Origin of the sequence: Shewanella sp. 11B5 (genome assembly GCF_002836795.1) — a bacterium.
GTDB classification, from domain to species: Bacteria; Pseudomonadota; Gammaproteobacteria; order Enterobacterales; family Shewanellaceae; genus Shewanella; species Shewanella frigidimarina.
In genome coordinates, this window is the sequence record NZ_PJAP01000865.1 from 1 (window position 1) to 3,507 (window position 3,507).

The 3,507-nt window shown below is 44.0% G+C and carries 3 protein-coding genes; all 3 read right to left on the bottom strand.

The window, feature by feature from the left end; genetic code table 11:
* Window positions 1–97 precede the first annotated feature (97 nt).
* From CXF78_RS17350 to CXF78_RS17360, 3 genes are read right to left on the bottom strand one after another with little or no spacing between them, the layout of a single operon-like run.
* Complete coding sequence (locus CXF78_RS17350) at window positions 98–1,228, bottom strand: sodium ion-translocating decarboxylase subunit beta (RefSeq protein WP_011636541.1); 1,131 nt, start codon at window positions 1,226–1,228, stop codon at window positions 98–100.
* A 9-nt stretch (window positions 1,229–1,237) separates the two neighbouring features.
* Window positions 1,238–3,016, bottom strand: a complete 1,779-nt coding sequence (oadA, locus tag CXF78_RS17355) for a sodium-extruding oxaloacetate decarboxylase subunit alpha (RefSeq protein ID WP_102037461.1) — start codon at window positions 3,014–3,016, stop codon at window positions 1,238–1,240.
* A gap of 13 nt (window positions 3,017–3,029) precedes the next feature.
* Window positions 3,030–3,272: an OadG family transporter subunit gene (locus CXF78_RS17360; RefSeq protein WP_011636539.1), complete on the bottom strand. Its 243-nt coding sequence runs from the start codon at window positions 3,270–3,272 to the stop codon at window positions 3,030–3,032.
* Between the last annotated feature and the right edge of the window lie 235 nt (window positions 3,273–3,507).

A 3,507-nucleotide genomic window follows, 5' to 3' on the forward strand; every position in this document is an offset into this window, starting at 1 on the left:
ATGCCCAGTGATTCAATTGCATAGACGGTTTGAGTCAACAGCAAAAACAAAAAAGCCAATGCGGATGCATTGGCTTTTAAAGTAATCCAATAAAACCCTAGCCTAATACTGCCAACAAGACACCAGCAGCAACGGCACTACCTAGCACACCTGCAACGTTAGGCCCCATGGCATGCATGAGTAAGAAGTTTTGGTTGTTAGCCTCTAAACCAACCTTATTAACCACACGTGCAGCCATTGGTACAGCAGAAACGCCAGCGGCGCCAATAAGCGGGTTAATTTTTCCGCCAGAGAGCTTACTCATTAATTTAGCCATCAATACCCCTGAAGCAGTACCAATACTAAACGCAACCGCGCCAAGGATTAAAATACCTAGCGTTTCGATACGCAAAAATTGATCTGCTGAGAGCTTAGACCCAACAGCAAGACCTAAAAAGATCGTCACTATGTTGATTAATTCATTTTGTGCCGTTTTCGATAAACGATCCACCACACCCGATTCGCGCATTAAATTGCCCAAACAGAACATACCAATTAATGGGGTTGCTGCGGGTAAAAATAAAATGGTTAACCCTAATACCATCAGTGGAAAGATAATTTTCTCTTTCTTACTGACTTCACGCAATTGTTCCATTTTAATTTCACGTTCTGCTTTGGTAGTGAGCAGTTTCATGATCGGCGGCTGAATTAATGGCACTAACGCCATGTATGAATATGCAGCAACGGCAATCGCCCCTAACAATTCAGGCGCCAGTTTAGAGGCTAAGAAAATCGCCGTCGGACCATCTGCGCCACCAATAATGGCAATAGCCGCAGCATCTTGCATACTAAACTCAAACCCAGGCACCCAATTTAAGGCAATAGCACCAATTAAGGTTGAGAAAATCCCAAATTGTGCCGCTGCGCCTAACAATAATGTTTTAGGATTAGCAATGAGAGCCCCAAAATCAGTTAATGCACCAACACCCATGAAGATAAGCAATGGGAACACCCCAGTCTCAATCCCGACATGATAAGCGTAATACAGTAAGCCACCTTCGTCGGTAAAACCTGCATTAGGAATGTTGGCTAATATGGCACCAAATCCAATAGGTAATAACAATAACGGCTCAAATCCTTTAATTATCGCTAGAAATAACAATAAACAACCCACAGCCATCATTAACAGTTGGCCACCAGTAAAGTTAGCAACACCTGTTTCAGCCCAAAAAGCCAATAATCCTTCCATTTCGACCTCTTATGCTAGTGATAACAATGTTGAACCTACAGTTACACTGTCACCCTGCTTAACCGCTAACTGAGTTACAACACCATCTTGTTGAGCACGAATTTCGGTTTCCATTTTCATCGCTTCGAGGATGATGATCACTTCACCGGTTTTAACCGCTTGACCATTACTGACTAATACTTTGAAAATATTGCCCGATAACGGCGCGGCCATGGTGCATTTAATCTCACCCGTTGGCGCTGAGGCGACCGTTGCAGACGCTGCCGCAATAGGTGCTGCTGATGCTGGCGCGATATGGCCGATCTCACCACCTTCACTCACTTCGACCACAAAATGTTGACCATCGACATCGACGGTATAGGTTTGTGGGCCTTTATCGACTTTCACTTGTAAATCATCTGCACTTGGGACAGGTTCAAACGCATCCGGATTACCGCGATTTTTAAGAAACTTAAGACCAATTTGATTGAATAACGCGTAAGTCATTACATCGTCATCTTGTTCTGCAGCTAAGCTAAAGCCCTGCTCTTTGGCGGCTTCTGCAAGCTCGACACGTAACTTATCCAGTTCTGGTGCAATCAAATCTGCTGGACGACACGTAATAGGCTGCTCGCCTTTTAGCACTCGGGCTTGTAGTTCGGCATTAACAGGTGCTGGCGTCGCACCATATTCGCCTTTTAGTACGCCTTCGGTCTCTTTGGTCATCGACTTGTAACGCTCACCCATCAGCACGTTGATTACTGACTGTGAACCAACAATTTGCGACGTAGGGGTAACTAAAGGTAAGAAGCCAAGATCTGCGCGTACCCGTGGGATCTCTTCAAGCACGGCATCCATTTTGTCTGCTGCGCCCTGCTCTTTTAATTGATTTTCCATATTGGTTAGCATGCCACCAGGTACTTGAGCACGTAAAATACGTGAATCAATGCCCTTCAATGCACCTTCAAAACGGACGTATTTTTTACGTACTTCACGAAAATAGGCTGCTATTTCTTCTAACAACACCATATCGTAACCGGTTGCTCTGTCGGTATCTTCAACCATTGCGACTAACGTTTCGGTAGCGCTGTGGCCGTAGGTTTGGCTCATTGAGGATATTGCGGTATCAAGCACATCAACACCCGCTTCAATCGCTTTTTGATATGTAGCGCTGCTTAGGCCCGTTGTGGCATGACAATGCATCGACACCATTAAATCCGTTTGTGATTTTAATCGACTAATAAGGTCGTAAGCTTGCATTGGCTTAAGTAAACCCGCCATATCTTTAATACATAAAGAGTCTGCGCCCATGTCTTCTAGGCGTTTAGCCATATCAACCCAAGTATCAACGTTGTGAACAGGGCTAGTGGTAAATGAAATGGTGCCTTGGGCGTGGCCGCCCACGTTTTTAACCGCTTTAACCGCTGTTTCAAGGTTACGTACATCGTTCATTGCATCGAAGATACGAAATACATCAACGCCATTGGTATGAGCTCGTTCAACAAAACGCGTAACGACATCATCGGCATAATGTCGATAACCCAATAAATTCTGACCTCGAAGCAACATTTGTTGCGGAGTATTAGGCATGGCTTTTTTCAATTCGCGAATACGATCCCATGGATCTTCGCCTAAATATCGAATGCATGAATCAAAAGTAGCGCCCCCCCAAGACTCGAGTGACCAGAATCCGACTTTGTCTAATAACGGTGCGATGGGTAACATATCGTCAATACGTAAACGTGTTGCCAATAATGATTGGTGTGCGTCACGCAGGACGACATCGGTTAATGCTAACGGCTTGCTCATAATGACTCCAAATTTATTTCGCGCGGTATTGATGTATCGCAGAGGTAATAGCGGCAACCAACTTAGGGTCTAAAACAGTAGGTTCAGTAGCATTAGAACTTACTGTCGCCAGCGTAGGAACCTCTACAGGGGGCGGAAAAAGCTTGGCAACAATGCCAATGCCGATGATTAAGATACTCAAAAAAATAAATACTAAGCCCATGCCCATTACCATGATGCCTAGCGCATCGGATAACTGCTCAGATATCGATGTCATGTGTCCTCACTTTATCTGTTAAACATCAAACCAATGCGTTGACTATTATGTACCGTCTCTCAATGTACGATCATGGTGCGATGTCACATAACGTGCACCAAGATAACAATATTGTTAACGACCACATAAATAATTCGAGCTATTCAAAAAGCATAAATATTCAAACTCAACGATTATTCAACGAAGTTTTATTTCATTGTAAAAACAACAAAAAGAGGCTGTAAACCTAAAATCC

What these genes read in the sequence shown, in the direction of transcription:
- oadA (WP_102037461.1), bottom strand. Translation starts at nt 3,016, where the DNA reads ATGAGCAAGCCGTTAGCATTAACCGATGTCGTCCTGCGTGACGCACAC.
- CXF78_RS17360 (WP_011636539.1), bottom strand. Translation starts at nt 3,272, where the DNA reads ATGACATCGATATCTGAGCAGTTATCCGATGCGCTAGGCATCATGGTA.
- CXF78_RS17350 (WP_011636541.1), bottom strand. Translation starts at nt 1,228, where the DNA reads ATGGAAGGATTATTGGCTTTTTGGGCTGAAACAGGTGTTGCTAACTTT.